General features: G+C 52.3%; 11 protein-coding genes and 3 pseudogenes. 8 read left to right on the forward strand and 6 right to left on the reverse strand.

The window, feature by feature from the left end; translation table 11 throughout:
* Positions 1-86: 86 nt before the first annotated feature.
* A complete protein-coding gene (locus ABVT35_RS18490) occupies positions 87-3,233 on the forward strand; it encodes a bifunctional diguanylate cyclase/phosphodiesterase (protein ID WP_368468316.1) in 3,147 nt (1,048 codons plus the stop codon).
* 713 nt (positions 3,234-3,946) lie between these two features.
* Positions 3,947-6,403, forward strand: a complete 2,457-nt coding sequence (locus ABVT35_RS18495; RefSeq protein ID WP_368468317.1) for a methyl-accepting chemotaxis protein — start codon at positions 3,947-3,949, stop codon at positions 6,401-6,403.
* 346 nt (positions 6,404-6,749) lie between these two features.
* Here the strand turns inward: ABVT35_RS18495 and ABVT35_RS18500 are convergent, their stop codons facing one another.
* Positions 6,750-8,909, reverse strand: a complete 2,160-nt coding sequence (locus ABVT35_RS18500; RefSeq protein WP_368468318.1) for an ATP-binding protein — start codon at positions 8,907-8,909, stop codon at positions 6,750-6,752.
* A gap of 1,040 nt (positions 8,910-9,949) precedes the next feature.
* Between ABVT35_RS18500 and ABVT35_RS18505 the strand changes: the two are divergent.
* Both ABVT35_RS18505 and ABVT35_RS18510 read left to right on the forward strand, forming a co-directional pair.
* Positions 9,950-10,108 (forward strand): annotated as a pseudogene (locus ABVT35_RS18505) (IS6 family transposase); the annotation flags it as partial.
* Between the two features lie 446 nt (positions 10,109-10,554).
* A complete protein-coding gene (locus tag ABVT35_RS18510) occupies positions 10,555-10,794 on the forward strand; it encodes a hypothetical protein (protein WP_368468859.1) in 240 nt (79 codons plus the stop codon).
* Positions 10,795-10,806: 12 nt separating this feature from the next.
* Here the strand turns inward: ABVT35_RS18510 and ABVT35_RS18515 are convergent.
* Together ABVT35_RS18515 and ABVT35_RS18520 are read right to left on the reverse strand one after the other, a co-directional pair.
* A pseudogene (locus ABVT35_RS18515) lies at positions 10,807-10,914 on the reverse strand (putative sulfate exporter family transporter); the annotation flags it as partial.
* Positions 10,915-11,143: 229 nt separating this feature from the next.
* Entirely contained in the window at positions 11,144-11,524 is a 381-nt protein-coding gene (locus tag ABVT35_RS18520) for a hypothetical protein (protein WP_368468320.1), read from the reverse strand.
* 453 nt (positions 11,525-11,977) lie between these two features.
* Between ABVT35_RS18520 and ABVT35_RS18525 the strand changes: the two genes are divergently transcribed.
* Positions 11,978-12,712 carry an SDR family oxidoreductase gene (locus tag ABVT35_RS18525; protein WP_368468321.1) on the forward strand — a complete coding sequence of 245 codons (735 nt, stop codon included), beginning with the start codon at positions 11,978-11,980 and terminating at the stop codon, positions 12,710-12,712.
* 208 nt (positions 12,713-12,920) lie between these two features.
* Here the strand turns inward: ABVT35_RS18525 and ABVT35_RS18530 are convergent.
* A pseudogene (locus tag ABVT35_RS18530) lies at positions 12,921-13,037 on the reverse strand (IS6 family transposase); the annotation flags it as partial.
* Positions 13,038-13,063: 26 nt separating this feature from the next.
* Here ABVT35_RS18530 and ABVT35_RS18535 point away from each other — a divergent pair.
* On the forward strand, positions 13,064-13,450 hold the full coding sequence (locus ABVT35_RS18535) for a hypothetical protein (protein ID WP_368468322.1): 387 nt from the start codon (positions 13,064-13,066) through the stop codon (positions 13,448-13,450).
* A gap of 322 nt (positions 13,451-13,772) precedes the next feature.
* Here ABVT35_RS18535 and ABVT35_RS18540 read toward each other — a convergent pair whose 3' ends face one another.
* Together ABVT35_RS18540 and ABVT35_RS18545 are read right to left on the reverse strand one after the other, a co-directional pair.
* Positions 13,773-14,933, reverse strand: a complete 1,161-nt coding sequence (locus tag ABVT35_RS18540; RefSeq protein WP_368468324.1) for a tyrosine-type recombinase/integrase — start codon at positions 14,931-14,933, stop codon at positions 13,773-13,775.
* A 15-nt stretch (positions 14,934-14,948) separates the two neighbouring features.
* Entirely contained in the window at positions 14,949-15,170 is a 222-nt protein-coding gene (locus ABVT35_RS18545; protein ID WP_368468326.1) for a hypothetical protein, read from the reverse strand.
* Between the two features lie 600 nt (positions 15,171-15,770).
* Here ABVT35_RS18545 and ABVT35_RS18550 point away from each other — a divergent pair.
* Together ABVT35_RS18550 and ABVT35_RS18555 are read left to right on the forward strand one after the other, a co-directional pair.
* The gene (locus tag ABVT35_RS18550) at positions 15,771-16,790 is read left to right on the forward strand and encodes a LacI family DNA-binding transcriptional regulator (protein WP_368468327.1); all 1,020 of its coding nucleotides are present in this window, start codon (positions 15,771-15,773) and stop codon (positions 16,788-16,790) included.
* Between the two features lie 112 nt (positions 16,791-16,902).
* On the forward strand, positions 16,903-18,378 hold the full coding sequence (locus ABVT35_RS18555; RefSeq protein WP_368468328.1) for an FAD-binding oxidoreductase: 1,476 nt from the start codon (positions 16,903-16,905) through the stop codon (positions 18,376-18,378).

Genomic DNA, 18,378 nt, shown 5'->3' on the forward strand with positions numbered 1-18,378 from the left:
CAATATAGAGCGTTTAAACATAGTGTATTGTGAATCGGGATAGTTTTTGTCTGGTTCTCGGCACATTGGAGCTGGTGACGGCTATTATGACTATGAAGGTAAAATCGAACATTCGACGTGCCCCATCCGGGAGATACGGACCGAAATGTGGCGCAAATCCCTTCGTACCGATCAGTTTTCTAATCCTCTTTTTTCAACTAAGTGTCTTCAATTTTGGCGTTTCATCGGCCGAAGAAATTCCCTTCCCGGAATTAGGACTGACCAGCTCCGAGCAATCATGGCTCGTGGACCATCCCGAGATTCGCCTGGCAGTGGATGTATCCTGGCCTCCATTCGAGTTTGTTGATGGAAGTGGAAACTATCGGGGAATGGCCGCTGAATATGTCCGATTGGTGGAAAAGAGGCTCGGAATAAGGGTGAATGTAGACATAGAGCGGTCGTGGCCGGAAATGATGGAGGCTGTCAAAAACCGAGAACTAGATGCGTTTTCCTTGATAGCCAAAACTCCGGAGCGGGAAAATTTTGTGAGCTTCACAAATCCGTATCTTTCCTTCCCAATGGTCATTGTAACTCTGGATGACGAACAAGCTGTCGATGATATGGAAATTCTGAAGGACAAGACCGTTGCTGTTGTCAGGAGTTACGCGTCACACGAAATTCTAGCAAAGAACCACCCTGATATGCATCTCCTTCTTGAAAACACAGCCCGAGCCGGCCTTGAGGCTGTCTCTGGAGGAAGGGCGTTTGCGTTTGTCGGCAATCTTGCGGTCGTGAGCCAGGTTATCCATGATGAAGGGATTACAAACCTAAAAATTTCAGGCCAAACCCCATACCGTTTTGAGCTGGGTATGGCGGTGCGAAAGGACTGGCCGGAGCTGGTCTCGATCCTTCAAAAAGCGCTGGATTCGATCTCCGTCGAGGAACGGGACACGATCTACAATCACTGGGTTCATGTCCGGTATCAGGAAGAAATTGATTATCGGATCGTCCTGGCCGTAATAGCGGTCGGGCTTGTGATTTTACTCTTCATTCTGGGATGGAACCGCCTGCTGCAAAAAGAGATCCAACGGCGGCATAAAGTCGAAGCCGCGTTGGATCAGAAGCGGCGGAGATTGCAGGATATCATCTGGGGCACCGACGTTGGCACATGGGAATGGAACGTCCAATCGAACCACTCAAAGTTCAATGATCGTTCAGTGGAAATAGTCGGCTACACTCTGGAAGAACTTGAGCCAATAGACATGCGAACCTGGTTCGGTTTTGTACATCCCGATGATCTGGAAGTTTGCAACGATTTGATTGAAAGGAATTTCTCATGCGAACTTGAACACCTTAATTGCGAGGTTCGCTTACGCCACAAAAACGGAGATTGGCTCTGGGTTCGTGTTCGTGGAAAAGTGGTGGAGTGGTCCGCTAACAAAAAACCGTTGCGTATGTCGGGCACGCTTTACGACATAACCGAACAAAAACAAAATGAAGCAAGTTTGCAGCTTGCCGCCAGCGTTTTCACATCAGCGCTTGAAGGCATAGCGATTACCGACCCTTCGGGAAACATAATCGATGCCAATGAAGCGTTCACGCAAATTACCGGTTATGCGCGCTGCGAAGTCCTCGACCAAAATATTCTTGATCACAGTTCAAATCGGAACGATCCGGCGTTCGCTAAGTCTCTGTGGCAGCAGCTGGAGCAAACAGGCAAGTGGACCGGTGAGGTCTGGAAAAGACGCAAGGACGGTGACGAATATGTCGAGATGCTGACCGTAAGCGCAGTGTGCAATGACAAAAATGAAGTGTGTCACTATGTTGCTCTGTGCTCCGACATAACCGAAACAAAGAACCATCAACGTCAACTTGAGCATCTGGCGCATTTTGATGCGCTGACCGGGTTGCCGAACCGCGTATTATTGGCAAACCGTTTATGCAAGCTGATGAATCGGGCGCAGCGGCGGGGGCAGAATTTGGCGGTTGCCTACATCGATCTCGATGGATTCAAAGCCGTTAATGATACTCATGGACACGAAGCCGGCGACAATCTGCTCATCACGATTTCTGATCGTATGAGAAAAGCTCTGCGCAAGTCTGACACGCTTGCGCGGTTGGGCGGCGATGAGTTTGTAGCCGTTCTTACCGATTTGAGAAGCGTAGATGCTGCAAGGCCGATATTGGATCGGTTGCTCGGGGCAGCTACAATTTCACTGGATGAATCGGGGCTTTCGCTCAGCGTCTCCGCAAGCATTGGAGTGACCTTTTTTCCGCAGCCTGAAATCGTGGAAGCAGATCAGCTTTTACGTCAAGCCGACCAGGCCATGTACCATGTAAAGTTGACTGGAAAAAACCGCCATGACGTTTTTGACGACGAAGCAAACAGAGCAATCAAAGGACGTCATGAGGAGCTGGCAGAGGTCAGTCGCGCAATTGAGAAAGAAGAGTTTACCCTGTACTACCAGCCGAAAGTAAATATGCGCACGGGGGCGATTGTCGGAGCTGAAGCCCTTATCCGGTGGAAACACCCCGAGCGCGGCTTGCTGCTCCCCGGCGCGTTTCAATGGGCACTTGATGATCATCCTCAATCTATCGCGCTTGGGGAATGGGTGGTCGATTCGGCGCTCTCGCAAATTGAAACGTGGCAAAGTGCTGGATTAGATATTCCGATAAGCGTCAACATCGGTCCCAGACAGCTTCGTCAGGGTGACTTCGTTTCTCGTCTGCGTGCCATCCTTTCAACCCATCCAAACGTCGATCCGAAGTGTCTGGAACTTGAGATTCTTGAGACCGACAAACTGGAAAACGCATCGCAGGTGACCAAAAACATGGTTGCGTGTCAAAAAATGGGCGTTGGATTTGCATTGGATGACTTTGGCACCGGTTATTCTTCACTCCTACACCTGAAACGGCTGCCCGTTACATCGCTTAAGATTGATCGAGCTTTTGTGCTCGACATGCTGGAAGACCCGGAGGACTTTGCCATCGTTCAAGGCATAATGGGCTTAGCCACCGCGTTTCAGATCCCTGTAATTGCAGAAGGAGTGGAAACTCCCGCTCATGGGCAAATGCTGCTCTGGTTGGGGTGCGAATTGGCGCAGGGATACGCCATAGCCCGTCCGATGCCGGCGGAGGAGTTTCCGAATTGGGCAAGCACTTGGCATCCCGATCCGGATTGGTGGAATGTCAAAAAAGAAACGATCAAAACCGCGGCCGTTCTTGCCGAGGTGAAACTAAGTAAGGCAAGTTAAATTCGCTTCGGCCGCAGTTGTAATCCTGAAGCGCTTGCTTCTTCAGAGGTTACCCCAAAGGCGGTCATACATTTGTCAATGTTGTTTTCTGAAGGTCTTTATCCGCGCCTAAGAGACATTAGCAGAAGGGTTTGTTTCCTTCTGGCCTGAAGCCATCTGATGCATTCGGCGAATTTCCAGTCGCACGCAGAGCTCGTTCATTATCTCAACTCGCCGCAATGCGGCGCGCCGTGTATTTCAATCATCAGTGGCTTCAGTGCTGATGTTATGGCCGCTTTTCTGTCACGTGACGATGTTGTCGACATTGTGCAATAGCCGGCAGTTTTGAGGTGCCTTTGCCCCTGAAGTTGACGCCGAGATTCAGCAGAGGCTCATCGATGGCAAGGGAGTGTTTTTCGGGAATAACATTCGATTAACCAATTTTGTTTAAACAAAATAATGCGTTTAAACAGATGCATCTTTGTTCAGCCAAATGCATGGTTGCACTGGTTAAAACGGTATCGAGGCAAAGGGCCCACCTTGGGATATGCGGATGAGTGACCGGAAACACAGTATTGCGTCTGTTACCAATGCATTTCCCTTGGCGGTGCCTGCCCGATGGATTGGGCAACCTGTCACTATCGAACGATATTCCCGGTTCGGACAGTGCCCCTTGAAAACACATCTTTGAATCGAAGTCGGTGAAACCGGGGGACACTTCAATGAGTATAGTAATGGACGAAACCATGAGTATTGAACCAACTGCAGCCCAAGCTTCATCAAGAAGGTTTGGCGTTGCCGCCCGTTTGATATCGGGCCTTTCGGTTATCACCATTTTGTGTGGTTTGGTTGGAGTGCTGGGGTTGTACTACATCAGCAAGATTGAGGGTACGCTGAATGAAATTACGGATAAAGCAGCGCCCACGGTCGAATTGGCCGATGATCTCATTGCAAACATTTGGGAGGCGACGAAGGTTGCGGAAGAAATCATTGCAGATGAGGAAATCGAAGATGTGCAGCAGCTAGCAAAGGAATTTGCTGAGCAGGATGCGGCTTTCGTTCAGATACACGGCGAACTCGCGGCAATTGTCACTGATAAGAAACTGACGGCCCGGTTGCAGGCGGTTGCAACGGAGCACGAGCAGTTTGTTCAGTATTCCCAGCAAATGTTCGCCTTTCATCTAAGCGAACTGCAAGAGGAGGCAAAAGGCAAAGAACTTCTCGCAGCCTTCGATGAGATCGGAGCAACGCTTATCACAGCACTTGAGGAATTTGCCATAGAAAACGAAGCGGAAATGGCCAGGGCCGAAGAAAAAGGGGATAGCCTTCAGGCCTCAGGCGCTTCTGGCGCAGCCGTCAACAAGATATTGGGCGAACTCTTTGATCAGGATTATCCGGTTGTTGAGGCCGCTCTTAAGCTGGAACGCCTGACAATGGAGATGCAGGACACAGCCGGCGAATACTTCGCCGAAGAGTCGATTGAAAACCTTGGCAAGATCCAAAGCAATTTCATGGATTTGTTTGCCGAGACCTCCAGTCATATCGCGATCCTCAAAAATCTGGCAGAAACGCAGGAGGATACGCAGGATGCAGCAAACATCGAGGTTATGTTCAGCAGTTGGGTTGCATCAGCCAACGATGATGAAAAGCTTTTTGACACTCATAGGGACATGCTTGAGGCCGAAAGCCAGGCAGACGATATGGCCGAAGTCCTGGAAGATGAAGCAGACTCAATCGCGGCAACGCTTGATGCCATAGCCGAACAGGCTGACGCTATAAACGACAGCGCCGACGAACAAGCGGCAGCAACTACAAGTAACGCAAACATGATCGTCGCGATTGCCGTTGGCTTGGCGCTGCTTGCGGCCGTTGCATTGATCATCACCATCTTGCGGACAGTAATGCGTCCAATTAAGGCGATGACCGAAACGATGGCGGCGCTTGCCAGCGGAGATAATACTGTCGAAGTACCAGCTTTGGAACGGTCTGACGAAATCGGCGATATGGCCAATGCTGTCCTCGTGTTCAAGGAAAATGCGCTTGAGAACGAACGCCTTGAAGCTGAGCAGAAAGTTGCCGAGGAAAAGGCGGAACAGGCTCAGCGCGAAGCCGCCAAAGAGGCAGAAGCGAGGCAAATGCAGTATGTTGTCGATGCGTTTGCCGACGGGCTGACGCGCCTTTCGGAGGGGGACCTGACGGTCAGTCTGGACCAGCCGCTGATGGAGGGATTGGATCAACTACGTACGGATTTCAATGCTTCGATAGCGAAGCTCAACGAGACGCTTTGCGAGATCTGGGACAATACCGGCTCCATCGACAACAACTCCCGGGAGATACGAACTGCAGCGGACGATCTATCGCGCCGGACTGAGCAACAGGCGGCAGCGCTGGAGGAATCGTCTGCAGCGCTTGAAGAAATCACTTCCGCTGTAAAGGGTACGTCAGAACGGGCCAGCGAAGCGGCTCAGATGACAAACGCCGCACAAACAGACGCGGAGAAATCGAGTGAGGTCGTGGCCGAGGCCATCAGTGCGATGGAAGGTATAGAATCGGCGTCGAGCGAGATTTCCAACATCATCAACGTCATCGACGAGATCGCTTTTCAGACAAACTTGCTGGCGCTCAATGCCGGGGTCGAGGCGGCACGCGCGGGTGAGGCGGGTAAGGGTTTTGCCGTAGTTGCCCAGGAAGTCCGTGAGCTTGCGCAACGGGCCGCGCACGCTGCCAAGGAAATCAAGGATCTAATCACCAAGTCGGGTGATGAGGTAAACAACGGCGTAAAGTTGGTAAAGGCAACCGGTGATGCCTTGGGCCAGATTTCAGAGCACGTCACCAACGTCAACTATGCGATCACCGCAATCGCCACCGCAGCCAACGAACAACTAACCGGTGTACAGGAAGTCAACGCAGCGGTAACGCAAATGGATCAGGTCACGCAACAAAATGCAGCAATGGTCGAGGAAACAACGGCCGTTACCCATCAGTTGGCGGAAGATGTGAGTGGGCTGTCCCGTCTGGTTGGCGAATTCAAGCTCTCCAATACAGAGCCTGCTCCGATCAAAGAGGCAGATCAAACCAGCGAGAGCGTTCCGTCGCCAGCGCGCCGGATTGTTAAAGCCGTGACTCAGGCGTTCGGATTTGACGGCAATGCGGCTAAGTCCGAACAGGAACAATCGTGGGAGGACTTCTAGGCGGGATTGAATCCAATAGATCCCGCTTCGCGGCGTCCGGTTGGGTTCTGCCGGTTTTGGAGAGGCGCCCGAAACCGGCAGAACCAAGTTTCTTTCAAGAGGAGTGGTTTGCCGGAAGCCGCGCTAAAAACAATGTCCGAGTTCGCAACGAAGGTATCTCGGAAAAGAATATTGTACTGCCGACTAGAACGGAAATTGAGCAGTGTTTCGTCAACGTGAACAATCCGCCTGGAACTGGCTTCGTGACCGCTGGTTGACTAACTCGAAGGTGAAAATTGCATTCACGAGTTCAGAAATCCTCAGCGCTCGTCACTCGCAGCTTATCACTTTCCGCTACTGTACTAATTTACAGCTCAGTTCCTTTCAGCACTGAGTGTTCGGTGGCCCGATGAGGTCCAACTGGATCATGAGCATTCACACAAGCTGGGAAATAGACCTCTACGGTTGTGCCACGACCCACCGCGCTGGAGATCGTTATGACGCCTTCGTGTGATTTCACGATGCCATGAACCACCGCCAGGCCCAGGCCGGTTCCCTCTCCGACAGGTTTTGTGGTAAAAAACGGGTCGAAAATCTTGTCGAGATACTCTCCTGATATCCCACTGCCCTTGTCAGAAATCGTCATATGTATGTAGGGGCCTGTTTCGAGCCCCACATGGTGTGTGGCCTTGCTCGGATCAACGATCGCATTTGCCATTTTTAGTTCTATTTCGCCTTTTCGGTCGGGATAGGCCTGAGAAGCGTTGGTCATCAGATTTACAACAACCTGGTGAAGCTGCGTCTGGTCCGCCATCACAGTCCAGCAATCGTGGTCGATGGAGACTTTCAGGGTTAGAGAAGAAGGCAGAGCTGCACGCAGCAATGTAATTGCGTCTTCAACAACTGTCTTGATTTCCACCGGTATGCGATCCGGCAGCCGCTGCCGGCTGAACAATAAAATTTGACTCACAATCGATTTTGATCGTTGCGCAGCCTGATCGACTTTGAGAAGAAGGTCGCGGCATGGATCGCTTTGGGGTAATTGTTCGAGCGCAAGTTGATTGCAACCAATAATGACATAAAGCATGTTGTTGAAATCATGCGCGATTCCACCAGCAAGCGTACCAAGCCCTTCAAGTTTCTGTGCACGAACAAGCTGCTGTTCGAGAGACTGTCGAACAGTCAACTCTTCCTCCAAATTTTCGTTGGCTGTATGCAACTCAGCTGTACGCTGTTGCACAAGCGATTCAAGACCCTGCGTTGTTTCTGAAAGCCGTTCTTCCATATGGTCGAATGCTGCGCGAAGGCGGTCAATTTCACTGATTTGATCAAGGATTGGCTTTTTGTCTGCATCGTAGCTACTTCCGAGCTTAATCATCGCTTCCGTTATTCGGCCTACAGGGCGTATAATGGTGTTGATGAGAACTGCGATTAGACCGGCCGAGATAATGAGCGCCAGCGACAGCAATGTGACAATGGCCGTTGTTGCCTGACCGACCGCGCCAGCGGCGAGTTCATCTGCGCCCTTACTGATCGCAAGTGCGGAACTGGAAACTTGGTTCAGCGCTTCGGCCACCTTGTCAGCGTCCACTTCCAGTTGTTCTGTGAGTGCGTCTGCACGATACTCTGCGTTGAGCATACGTCGGTGCACATCGAATATCTGCCCGGAGTTGCTTGCTAGCAATAACCAGTTTTTAAACATGGACGCCAGGGCCACCGCATCTTCCTTGTCCTCCTTCGTTTCGGCAAGACGGTCCAAGACTGCGATATGTGGTAAAGCGGCTTCGTGAAGTTGAATAAATTCGTCCCTGATGGACGGGAGGTTGCCGATTGTCTCTTCGGCAACATATTCGCCGGCAGTGTCCTGCATTTCCAGAACCAGGCGCTGGAGTTTTAAAGCGGATGCGACAACCGGATAATCTTCGTCAAACAGGGCACCCAAAATACGATTGATGGCTGCGGCTGTGGCACCTGTCACTTCGAGCCGGTCGCCTTCTTCCTCGGCTACCGCCATCTCACTTTCGTTTTTGCGGGCAAATTCGTCCAAGGAAGCCGTTAGAACTGAACCGGCGGCGTCGAATTCCTTCAATAGTCGGTTCGCAAGAATCTCATTTTCCAGCTCCATGCTGTGTGCAGCGACCATTTCGTGTGTGTGTTTGGCAAACCTCTTTTGTTCATCTCTGGCAACAATCAACTCCGCTATTAATTTCCTGTCGGTTACCATGGATCTGAGGTATGCATATGTCTGGTCAAATTGCGCGGTCAATCCGTTGAATTCCTCGACCAACATAGACACGTCAGCCATCTCCTCATCGGCGATTATCTCCTCTGAGACTTTTGTTGCTTCCCGGATATTGGCTATCAGTTTGTCGGAGTTCTCGACAATTGGTGCCGCGACGTCCGTGATGTTGTTCAGCGTCTTGTTAATTCGATCGACAAAATATAGCCCTGCGCCTCCGACAAGAACGTTGAGAAGGGCTACAGCAACAAAGCCGGCTATAAGTTTTGTCGAAATCCTGATGTTCATGACTGGCGCCGCTTTCCTTCAATAGACGTCAGGACCAATCCCGTAGCACAATGAGTTCAAATTGTATGTGTTAGAGTTCCGTGAAAAGAATATCCAGAATGTGAAACGGTCTCTTAGACGCCGATCTCATGTGCAAGAGTAGTACTCGAACTGCTGCTGTCCAACGGTGCTCTTTATCGGAAATAATGGATTGTAAATGGGGCCCCACCACACCATGCCCGCCGGCAGATTAGCAGCCAAAGAGCGTTTTTCATCTGCCGTTTGTAATCCTGCTTAGTTGGCTGGCGGGTGCCGTTATAACTGCATTGTCAGCTATTCGTCAGGTTCAGCGATAATCATCTATTCTGGAGCATGCGCTACAAAGGAGATTTTCGGTAGGGTGAGCTTTTTTGGCTACCCTCTTCCAATCGAAGATCATTGGCGGAGCTCCAGCCTGAGCCAGTGCCCCGGCAGTGCGCGTCGCATTGCCGGGGTTGCTCTTGGTGCCCATATAGTATTTCAGGATTGCGGTGAGGCCTCGTTGAAACACTGGCTTTATTTCATTGTCAGCTTCGACACTCATCATGATATACGGAGTAGGTTGTCTGCAAAGCTCGTTGAGCAACGGCAGTATCTACTTTACCGTCCAAGTTCTGCAGACGGCAGGCCAGCCGCACTGGGAAATGGAACACCCGTTGCGTTTTTGTCGACAGCCGAGCTAGGGCGCAAATGTATCACGATCAAGCGATGAGGAACGGTGGATTGTGCGAAGGTAAATCCGGACCGGGGCCGCGTTGCGGTCTAAACTATTTGCAGTCTACTATCTCGATCCTGACGGCATCAAGCTGCAAGCGGTTTGCTGCGCTTAAGAGGATCGTCAGCTTCACGTCAGACAAACCGGTAACACTAGGTAGCTGACAACATCAGATGGCGGTTATTGTCTGGGATTACTCTCACGCTACCCTTGCTCCAGGCAAAGCCATTTGGGTTGTCCTAGCTCAACGCAAGCGCCCCGGCAGTGTGATTCATACTGCCGGGGCAGTGGTCGTTGAATGGCTGTGCGCGAGACAATCATGTGTCGGCTCAAGTCGCAGAGGCAGGCTCGAAGGTTCTTGCCCGCGCATGACCAGATCAACCCGATCTTCCGTTCACGCCGATACAAGCTCAACGCCGCCAGCTACCGTCACGCCAGATCCGACGCGTTCGGACTATGGGAAGATTCCACAGTCATGCAGTCGCGACAGCTGACTGGAGGACGAGGAAACACAAACGGGTGCCAACCGGTGAAGCATTCCGGCCGTTACACATTCTTGTCTCTCGATACCGGAAACCGAATTCTGTGGGACCTTGTCTGCCAACCGCAGGTATCAAAGCCTGACAAGAATCGACAAAATTCCGACTTCGTTGGGTCTCCATGTTTTACGACCGGCAGTGTGATCCGCCCCAATCACACTGCCGGGAGATACGTATTGAGCAAGGATGCATCGGAAACATACGCATCTCGTTATTGGGGAACAGATCCAAAGTAGATTGAGCAAATTTCAAGGCCCAAAAAATCCGCCCGACCTGACAGCGGTTCATGGAGGCGTTCCCGGGAACAACTTCTCGTTCAAAGCTGACGGCAAGCTGACGACTGTACAGCCGTGGGAATCGGCGGAGCGATCGGATGGGACACGGTTCGCGGTTGGTGCGGTCGGCGGATGTGAGATCACCCCTGCGGCTACCGACATTTGTGCTCGATTATGGCAAGAATCTCTGCAATGCGATCCACACTGGACGCATCGACGGAAGCCTTGCCGAAGAATTTCTTCTGGCAGCAAACCGCGAGTCGGCTGTCTGTAAATTTCCACTTGCCGCTTATGAGAGCAATGCCCACGACCGCGACATCATGGAAGCTGAGCCGTAGTCCCAGCAATCCAACACCCAGTCGCAAAATCGTATTGGAAGAGAACTCAATACCTATAGCACATCGGTTATCCTGCGAAAGGAAACAAAGTCCCATTCCGATTAGTGCCGCAGACAACATCGCTGACGGTCTGCTTGTTTTGAAATCGTAGATCGTGCGAACAAACCGGCACGGCCGTCACATGCTGTTCTCGATCATGAAAACGGGATTCCGGACATTTCATCCAACATGCGGATGTTGATCTGAAGCGGGAGGGACGCCAAGGAAGCAACCAAATTTCCGCCGGTACCGGCCAGAATGAAGAGAGTTACATAAAACAGTGCCCTTCGGCATGACTGAAACTCACTCTTCAATTAAGGAAACGCTTAGTTGGTAATAACGCAACATTGCCTTTGACAATCGTTGGCTCGACCTTACCACGTCGTAATAGGTCGATTGCTTCATTCTTCTCAACAACGTGCGATGTATCGCCCGACCCCTGCAGAATAAAGCGGTTGGAAATTACCACCAGGTAGTTAGCCACGGCGTCAAGTGTGGCCTGTTTTGCCCCCTCCAGGTTATTTGAATATCCGCATCCAACGACAAGGTTGGCCTGATTTGTAGTCACCATCCAAAACGCGGGACAGAACAGAGAATTGACTGCGGCAACCTTTAGCGTGAACCCACCATGTTCCGCAGCTCGAACCTGCCCGGGGATTGATTCTCCATATATGGGTTCCCAATTTGGCATGAATCCTAAACTCCATTTCCACTGCGTTTTCAGCACAGGTGCAGACCGCGGTCATCATCCCTACAACAAGTTATTCCCGGCATTCGGAACGCTTGCGACATCTGAACCGCGTTGGGAAACCCAAAGAGAAGATGCGGACAGAATGCCTTGCTCAAAAGTTTTGCAGCCTTCGAAAGCGCTGAACCATTCTGCCTGGCGAGCGGGAAAAACTAGTCCTTCACGGTCCCAATTGGGATCGAAAAATTCTGCAGATAGTAATACGGCAAGTCTGACGGGAAGCTGACACCAAATACATAATCAGCTGCCGCAGACTGATGTCGCTTGACATGTGGAACACCGAGCCTCGGATTGGCTCAAAAAGCCATAACCGAAGCATGCATTTTTCTTGCTTGCGAGACTGCACCGCGAAGACTACTAGAAGTGTAAAGCATTTGGGGATGGAGTGTTTTGGACATGCGTGCAATCGTGACTGCTGCCGGTAGCGGGATCGGGAAACATATTACCAAAAAATTGCGTGAGCGCGGCGATGTGGTCTTTGGCTGCGACATTCAGGAAGAATTGCTGGACGGCGCGGGTGTTCAGGCCGATGTCAGTGATGAGGCTTCCGTCGATAACATGATGGCGGCGGCGCTCGACCAACTTGGTGGCATCGATTTGCTCGTCAATGTGGCGGGCGTTGCCGGACCCACTGGCGGCGTGGAGGAGCTGATCCTGGATGATTGGCGCCGCTGTCTGGCAGTTACGCTCGATGGGAGTTTTCTGTGTAGCCGCAAGGCCGTGCCGCATATGAAAAGGCAAGGCGCAGGCTTGATCGTCAACTTTTCCTCGACCGCTGGCATGTTCGGATATCCGGGCCGCAGCCCCTATGCCACAGCGAAATGGGGCATTATCGGTTTTACCAAATCCCTGGCCATGGAATTGGGGCCGCACGGCATTCGAGCTAACGCGATTTGTCCGGGCGCCGTTTCCGGTGACCGGATGGACCGGGTGATCGCCAGTGAAGCGGAAGCGTCCGGACGAAGACCCGAAGAAATTCAGGAAATTTACGAGCGCAGCACGTCCTTGCGCGGCTTCGTCAGCGCGGACGATGTCGCCAATATGGTCCTGTTCCTGGCTTCGCCCGGTGGAGCGATGATTTCCGGTCAAGCGATTGCCGTCGATGGACATACGGAATACCTGACCGGTTAATCTCTTAACGGACGGTCGCCGATGGTCGGATGTGATCCGCATGGTCGCCCCGAATTGGCTTTGATTAGGCGTTGTCACGGTATCAATCGGCAGTGGCATAAAATCTGCAGGGAGAAATCACTCACCCTGCGGCCGTCATGATCTGCCATATGTTCATCGCTTCGCCGCGAAACTGGCGCAATGTATTTCGGGAAATCAGATGACGTTAGACGTTGAAGTTGTTGTAAACGGCAGCGTTGGTGGACAGAAATCGTTGTGCTGAGTTTGCCGATTTGAAGTGCTGCATTATTCGTTCGCGTTGCCTGTCCGGCAGGTGAGAATTGTCTTGATCAGCTCAACCTGCAAGTACTTGTGCCGGTTGAAGCGATCCAGCGGCTCGTCGAGTTCGCGTTCGGCCATATGCGGAACAATCCGGATTTTGTCCGCATCGCCGGTGTTGAAAACACCCAGCGCGGCAAGTTCATCAAAAAGATCCAGCCGGTAGCAAATGCGGTGGTCGATCTGATCGGTACAATCGATGAATTTCTCGATCGGGGCGCGCGGGCAAAGGTTCTTCGTAGCGACATCGATGCGTTTCAGCTATATATTTCGATCCTATCGATGAGCTACCTGCATCCATCCAACTGCTATACGCTTTCGGCGACCCACGGCAGGGATGTGGGAGATTCCGACTGGCTGGATACAAGACGCAATCATGTTGTCGATTTGGTTCTGTCGCATGTCCAAAGCGGAACCTAAGCGTTAACGTACACAGGTCGCAATTCGAACGTTGTATCGGTTACTTGCTTGGTTTTGCGACAAACACAAAAACCGCAGCGTTTTCAGTCGGGGTGTTCAAGCGGTAGCGGTCTCCCGCTACCAATCTTTTCAATGGCTTAGAAAGATTTCGCTGAAAAATGACCGTTTTCGCGTTAACGCGAAAAACCCTTGTTTTTCAATGCTTGTCAGATTTTCCGCATTTTCCGTTTGACATGGATTTGACATGCGGGTGCCTGTTTGTACCCGTTTTGTCTCGCGAAATTTCATGAGACTGTGCAGTTCAATTTCGTGTTGATGTTTGTCAGGAGAACAGAGCCTGCTCAGCCGCTTTGGCGGCGTTTCTTTCGTCCTGGTATTCACGCCACAGATGCCCGTAAATATCCCACGTCGTTTGGATGCTGGCATGGCCAGCCCAGGTCTTAACTTGCTTTGGTGTAGCGCCGTTTTTGATCCACAACGATATTCCTGCATGGCGGAGGCTGTGCATGCCGAAGGGAGGCTTGTCGCGCTCCTTGATAATATCGGCGAAGACCATCAGCGGAACCCAAAGCCGATTGTAGAGATTGGCATAGCTTTCGACTTTGCCGACACCATTGCCGAAGATCAAAGCATTCTGATCTGGAGGGCATGCGAGCATCCACTTGTGGAGCGCTGTGGTCGTGCGAGGCCCAATGGGTACGTCGCGAATGCTGTTCTTCGTTTTAACCCGTTCAATGTTGTTCCAGCGATCGGCCTTGCGTCGAACCTGAATTTCGGGTGTCGGGTTCTTCAAACATATGAACCGTCGGCTCAAGGCGCGCAGCTCGCTAATCCTGAGGGCTTGGAACAACAACACACCCACGAAAGCTTCAGCGCACCCTCTCTTATCGAATTTCGTCGATGCCTGGAGGAGCTTTTTCAGGACTTCCATTGGAGGAATATCAAGAGGCTCTCGGTCGGCATCCCAATCGGGCGCCGTGCGTACAGAGATCGCCCGTGCCGGATTGCTACCGATCCAGCCCCGGCCCACGGAATAGTCGACGATCATACGGAATGTCGAAAATACGCGCTGGGCGAGATCGTCGCTGCGATTTACTTCCAGTTCACGGGCGAATGCAACGCAATCCGGTCCGCTCAGCCGGGAGATTTTTGACTTCGCTATATTGAAAGGCAGGAGGTGCAAGCGGACATGTTGCTCGTATCCCTTCAACGTAATTCGCGCTCGCTTGCCGGCTTCGACAAGGCTCTCGAAATCACTGAGAAATGCATTTGCGGCATTGCTCACGGTTAAGGAACGTTTATCGGGCACATGAACGCCACGAGCAATCTGGCCTTCGACGCGAATGCGTTCGTCTTCTGCCTCGCGCTTGGTTCCAAACTGCTTCTGCTGCAGGTTCCCGTCACCATCGACGTAATTCAGCTGCCCGGCGGTACGCTTCTCGCCTGCTTTTGTTCTCCAAGACCTCTTCCTGATCTTTGCCATACACGGAGTCTGAATCTATCGCCGTCCACGTTCAAGTGCTTGTTGTTCGCGGTTTTTGAAATAGGTTTCGAGCGATGACCTGCGCGCTACCAGGCCGATACCTGGTTCATTCCAGATCGGCAGCCGACCGCACTCGGCAATGTGATAAATCCTCCTCGGCTTGCAGCCCAAAGCGGCAGCAATGGCTTTAGCGCTGCAAAGGAGATCTGTTTCAAGATTTGAATTTGTTTCGGTCATGTCCTGTCGTCGTCAGACCCGTCAAACTTAAAGCAGCGACTTCAGTATATGGCTAGTATCGTGAACGTATTCAGCTTGAACTCAATGGCGTTCAGAGCAGTGTTATCCAATTGTCGTTTGTTAGGTACGCCGTGCAGTTGGCTCCCAATGGATTGTGGTTTCTTTGTCTGCAGTCTGGAATTACTGCGCTGCCCTCCGAAGGCAGAGATCACACGTTCGAATCGTGTCGGGTGCGCCAATTTTAATAATAATAACAAAGACTTAAAAATTCATATCAATCAATTAAATTGCCAACGGTTCTTTGGTCACCACCTGGTCACCACGGGAGATCAAACTCAAGCCAATAAATGACCAAAATTATTGCGGGTTCTCTCCACAGATTTCTGCCGCTTGATGATTGTCAGGACCACTCGACAAGCCCTCAAATGCCATAAATGAGCCGGGCTCGAATTTGAGCAGGAATTTGGGATTTTAAAAATCCGCGCGCCATCGGCATCTATGGCCGCTTCAGAACAAAAATGAGGTTGACTTCGGAGACGCCGTGACCAACCGTTAACACCATTTCAAATAGGCAACAAACGCAATGAACGTAATGCTCACATGTCAAAGTCTTCAAAACAGCGCGCGACATTAAACGATGTCGCTAGGCTGGCAGGCGTGGACGTTTCGACCGCCTCACGCGTTTTGCGTGGCGATACGGCACAGCGTGTTGGCAAGGAGACCAAGGACCGAATACACAAATCGGCTAAGGAACTGGAATATCTTCCGAATTCGGTTGCCAGGGCGTTGCGTACTTCGAAGACCTATACCCTTGGCATCGTTGTGCCGCAATTGGACAATCCTGTTTTCTCAGCGGTTATTCGAGGTGCTGAAAGGGCGGCCGTCGCCAAGGGATATTCCTTGCTGATTTCGCACCGGGAGCCCGGTGAAACGGCTACGACAATAGCCAACCTATCAAAACGCAGCAGAGTTGACGGTTTGCTGGTCGCCAGCCTGGACGAAGATGAGGTTCTCCGTACTGATCTAGAGGCAGCGAATGTGCCCTATGTGCTCCTGAATCGCCAATTGCCCGGAGCATATTATGCCGTGGTTCTGAAAAGTCGCGAGGCTGCGAAACGAGCTACCGACTACCTGATCTCACTGGGCCACAGACGGATAGCACATCTCAGCGGACGCCTGGGCGGTTTCAATGCCAACGAGCGGCTGAAAGGTTATTGCGACGCCCTGCGCGAAGCGGGCATTGATTATGATAGTAGCTTGGTGGAAGAGGCCGGTTACACTTTTGAAGGCGGCAAATCTGCCATGCTCGACCTTTTGGGGGGCGATGCAACGGCGGTGATGGCGGCCACGATGGTATCCGCGGCAGGCGCCATGGTGGCGCTGCATGAGGCCGGTCGGCAAATTCCGGAGGATATGTCGATCATTGCTCTGCACGACGGTGCAATCGCCGAAATGCTGTATCCTGCGCTAAGCACGGTCGGCATGCCTACGGAGGAAATGGGAAGCGTGGCGGCGGCGATTCTGATTCAATTGTTGGCGGGCGAACAGCCTGAAGCTGTTGCCGCCTTGCCTGCCGGTCCCTTGATTGTAAGGGCTTCCACCGGGCCGATGACGATCTGAGATTTTGACCGTTGACAACGCTTCCAAACTGCTTCATGTTTTATTGAACAAACGATTGTTCAAGCTGATAACAGCCGTTATCGTCCAATCAGAATTGCGGAGCAGAAACAAAATGTCGGAATCGGAGATAGCCCCGAAGCATACCGAAACGAAAACGGATATCAGCGCAGCCATGGCGGACATCGTGGGATCGGAGCACGTTTTGACCGACGAGAAATTCGTTCGCGACTATGCCCATGACAAGCTTCCATACGCCAATTACGTTGAGCGCGAAGGCAGGCTCGCTGGCGTCGCTCCCCGCATCGCGGTTCGGCCGGGCAATGCTGACGAGGTCCAGAAGATCGCGCAATTGGCAAAGCGGTTGCAGACTCAAGTCATTCCATTCGGGAATGGATCCGGTGTTCTTGGTGGCACGATCCCGATATCAGATGAGCTGATGGTTGATCTGCGCCGTATGGATCGGATCGTCAGCATCGACGTGGAAAACGCCATGGTAACCGTTCAGGCGGGCACGAATGGCGGTCTGTTCGAAGCCGAATTGAACTCCAGGGGTTATACTTGCGGGCATCTTCCGCAATCGCTTGAAATCTCGACAGTCGGTGGTTGGGCCGCCTGCCGCGGCGGCGGGCAAGCCTCGAGCCGGTTCGGAAAGATCGAAGACATCGTGCTGGGTTTGAAGGCGGTCCTGCCGGACGGGTCGTGCATGGATATCCGCCCCGTATCGCGCCGCGCCGTCGGTCCCTCGTTGCGGGACCTCATGATCGGCAGTGAGGGTGCCTACGGCATAATAACGGAATTGACGCTGCGCATCTGGAAACTGCCGGAGGCTGAGCAAGGTGTGGTTCTGGCATTTCCTTCATTGCAGGCCGCATGGGATGCCGCAAGAGACATCATGCAGGCGGAACTGCGGCCGACCGTTGCACGAATTTATGATCAGGTGGAAAGCCATGAGCGCACGGAAGGCCTGGGCGTTTTCAAAACACATCCGTTCCTCGCGATCCTGATGTTCTCCGGCCGTGCGCAACTTGCCGCGGTTGAGGAGCAACTGTCTCTTGAGATAGCCCAGCAGCACGGGGCCGTGACCGGTCCGGTTGAGCTTTTCGATCAGTGGAAGAAGAACCGCTACGTGGCGTTCTCTCAAAAATGGCAGGCGCAGGGCTTTTACAACGACACGATCGAGGTCACCGGAAAGTGGTCCGAAATTCCGGCCATGTTTGACGCGATGGGTAAAGCGGTGAAGGCAATTTACCCGGACGTTCATTTCGGAGCTCATTGGTCGCACATCTATCCGGAAGGCGCGTGTCAGTACATGACCATCCGGTTGCCGCAGATGCCGCAGGAAAAGGCGCTGCAGCTGCATGACGCCATGTGGGATGCCATCCAGTCGCTGACCCTTGATCATGATGGATCTATCTCGCATCACCACGGAGTTGGAGTCTTTCGCAATCGTTGGCTGGCCCGGGAACTGGGCGGTGGTCTTGCGGCACTTCAGCAGATCAAGGATGCGCTGGACCCGGGCAATCTTTTCAACCCGGGCAAGGTCGGTCTTCGTCCGCCCGCCGGTTCCGTTGTTGTCGGGAAGGGCTGA

It is taken from the genome of Hoeflea sp. TYP-13, assembly GCF_040932035.1.
Taxonomy (GTDB): domain Bacteria; phylum Pseudomonadota; class Alphaproteobacteria; order Rhizobiales; family Rhizobiaceae; genus Hoeflea_A.

What these genes read in the sequence shown, in the direction of transcription:
- ABVT35_RS18490 (WP_368468316.1), top strand. Translation starts at nt 87, where the DNA reads ATGACTATGAAGGTAAAATCGAACATTCGACGTGCCCCATCCGGGAGA.
- ABVT35_RS18495 (WP_368468317.1), top strand. Translation starts at nt 3,947, where the DNA reads ATGGACGAAACCATGAGTATTGAACCAACTGCAGCCCAAGCTTCATCA.
- ABVT35_RS18500 (WP_368468318.1), bottom strand. Translation starts at nt 8,909, where the DNA reads ATGAACATCAGGATTTCGACAAAACTTATAGCCGGCTTTGTTGCTGTA.
- ABVT35_RS18510 (WP_368468859.1), top strand. Translation starts at nt 10,555, where the DNA reads ATGGGACACGGTTCGCGGTTGGTGCGGTCGGCGGATGTGAGATCACCC.
- ABVT35_RS18520 (WP_368468320.1), bottom strand. Translation starts at nt 11,524, where the DNA reads ATGCCAAATTGGGAACCCATATATGGAGAATCAATCCCCGGGCAGGTT.
- ABVT35_RS18525 (WP_368468321.1), top strand. Translation starts at nt 11,978, where the DNA reads ATGCGTGCAATCGTGACTGCTGCCGGTAGCGGGATCGGGAAACATATT.
- ABVT35_RS18540 (WP_368468324.1), bottom strand. Translation starts at nt 14,933, where the DNA reads ATGGCAAAGATCAGGAAGAGGTCTTGGAGAACAAAAGCAGGCGAGAAG.
- ABVT35_RS18545 (WP_368468326.1), bottom strand. Translation starts at nt 15,170, where the DNA reads ATGACCGAAACAAATTCAAATCTTGAAACAGATCTCCTTTGCAGCGCT.
- ABVT35_RS18550 (WP_368468327.1), top strand. Translation starts at nt 15,771, where the DNA reads ATGTCAAAGTCTTCAAAACAGCGCGCGACATTAAACGATGTCGCTAGG.
- ABVT35_RS18555 (WP_368468328.1), top strand. Translation starts at nt 16,903, where the DNA reads ATGTCGGAATCGGAGATAGCCCCGAAGCATACCGAAACGAAAACGGAT.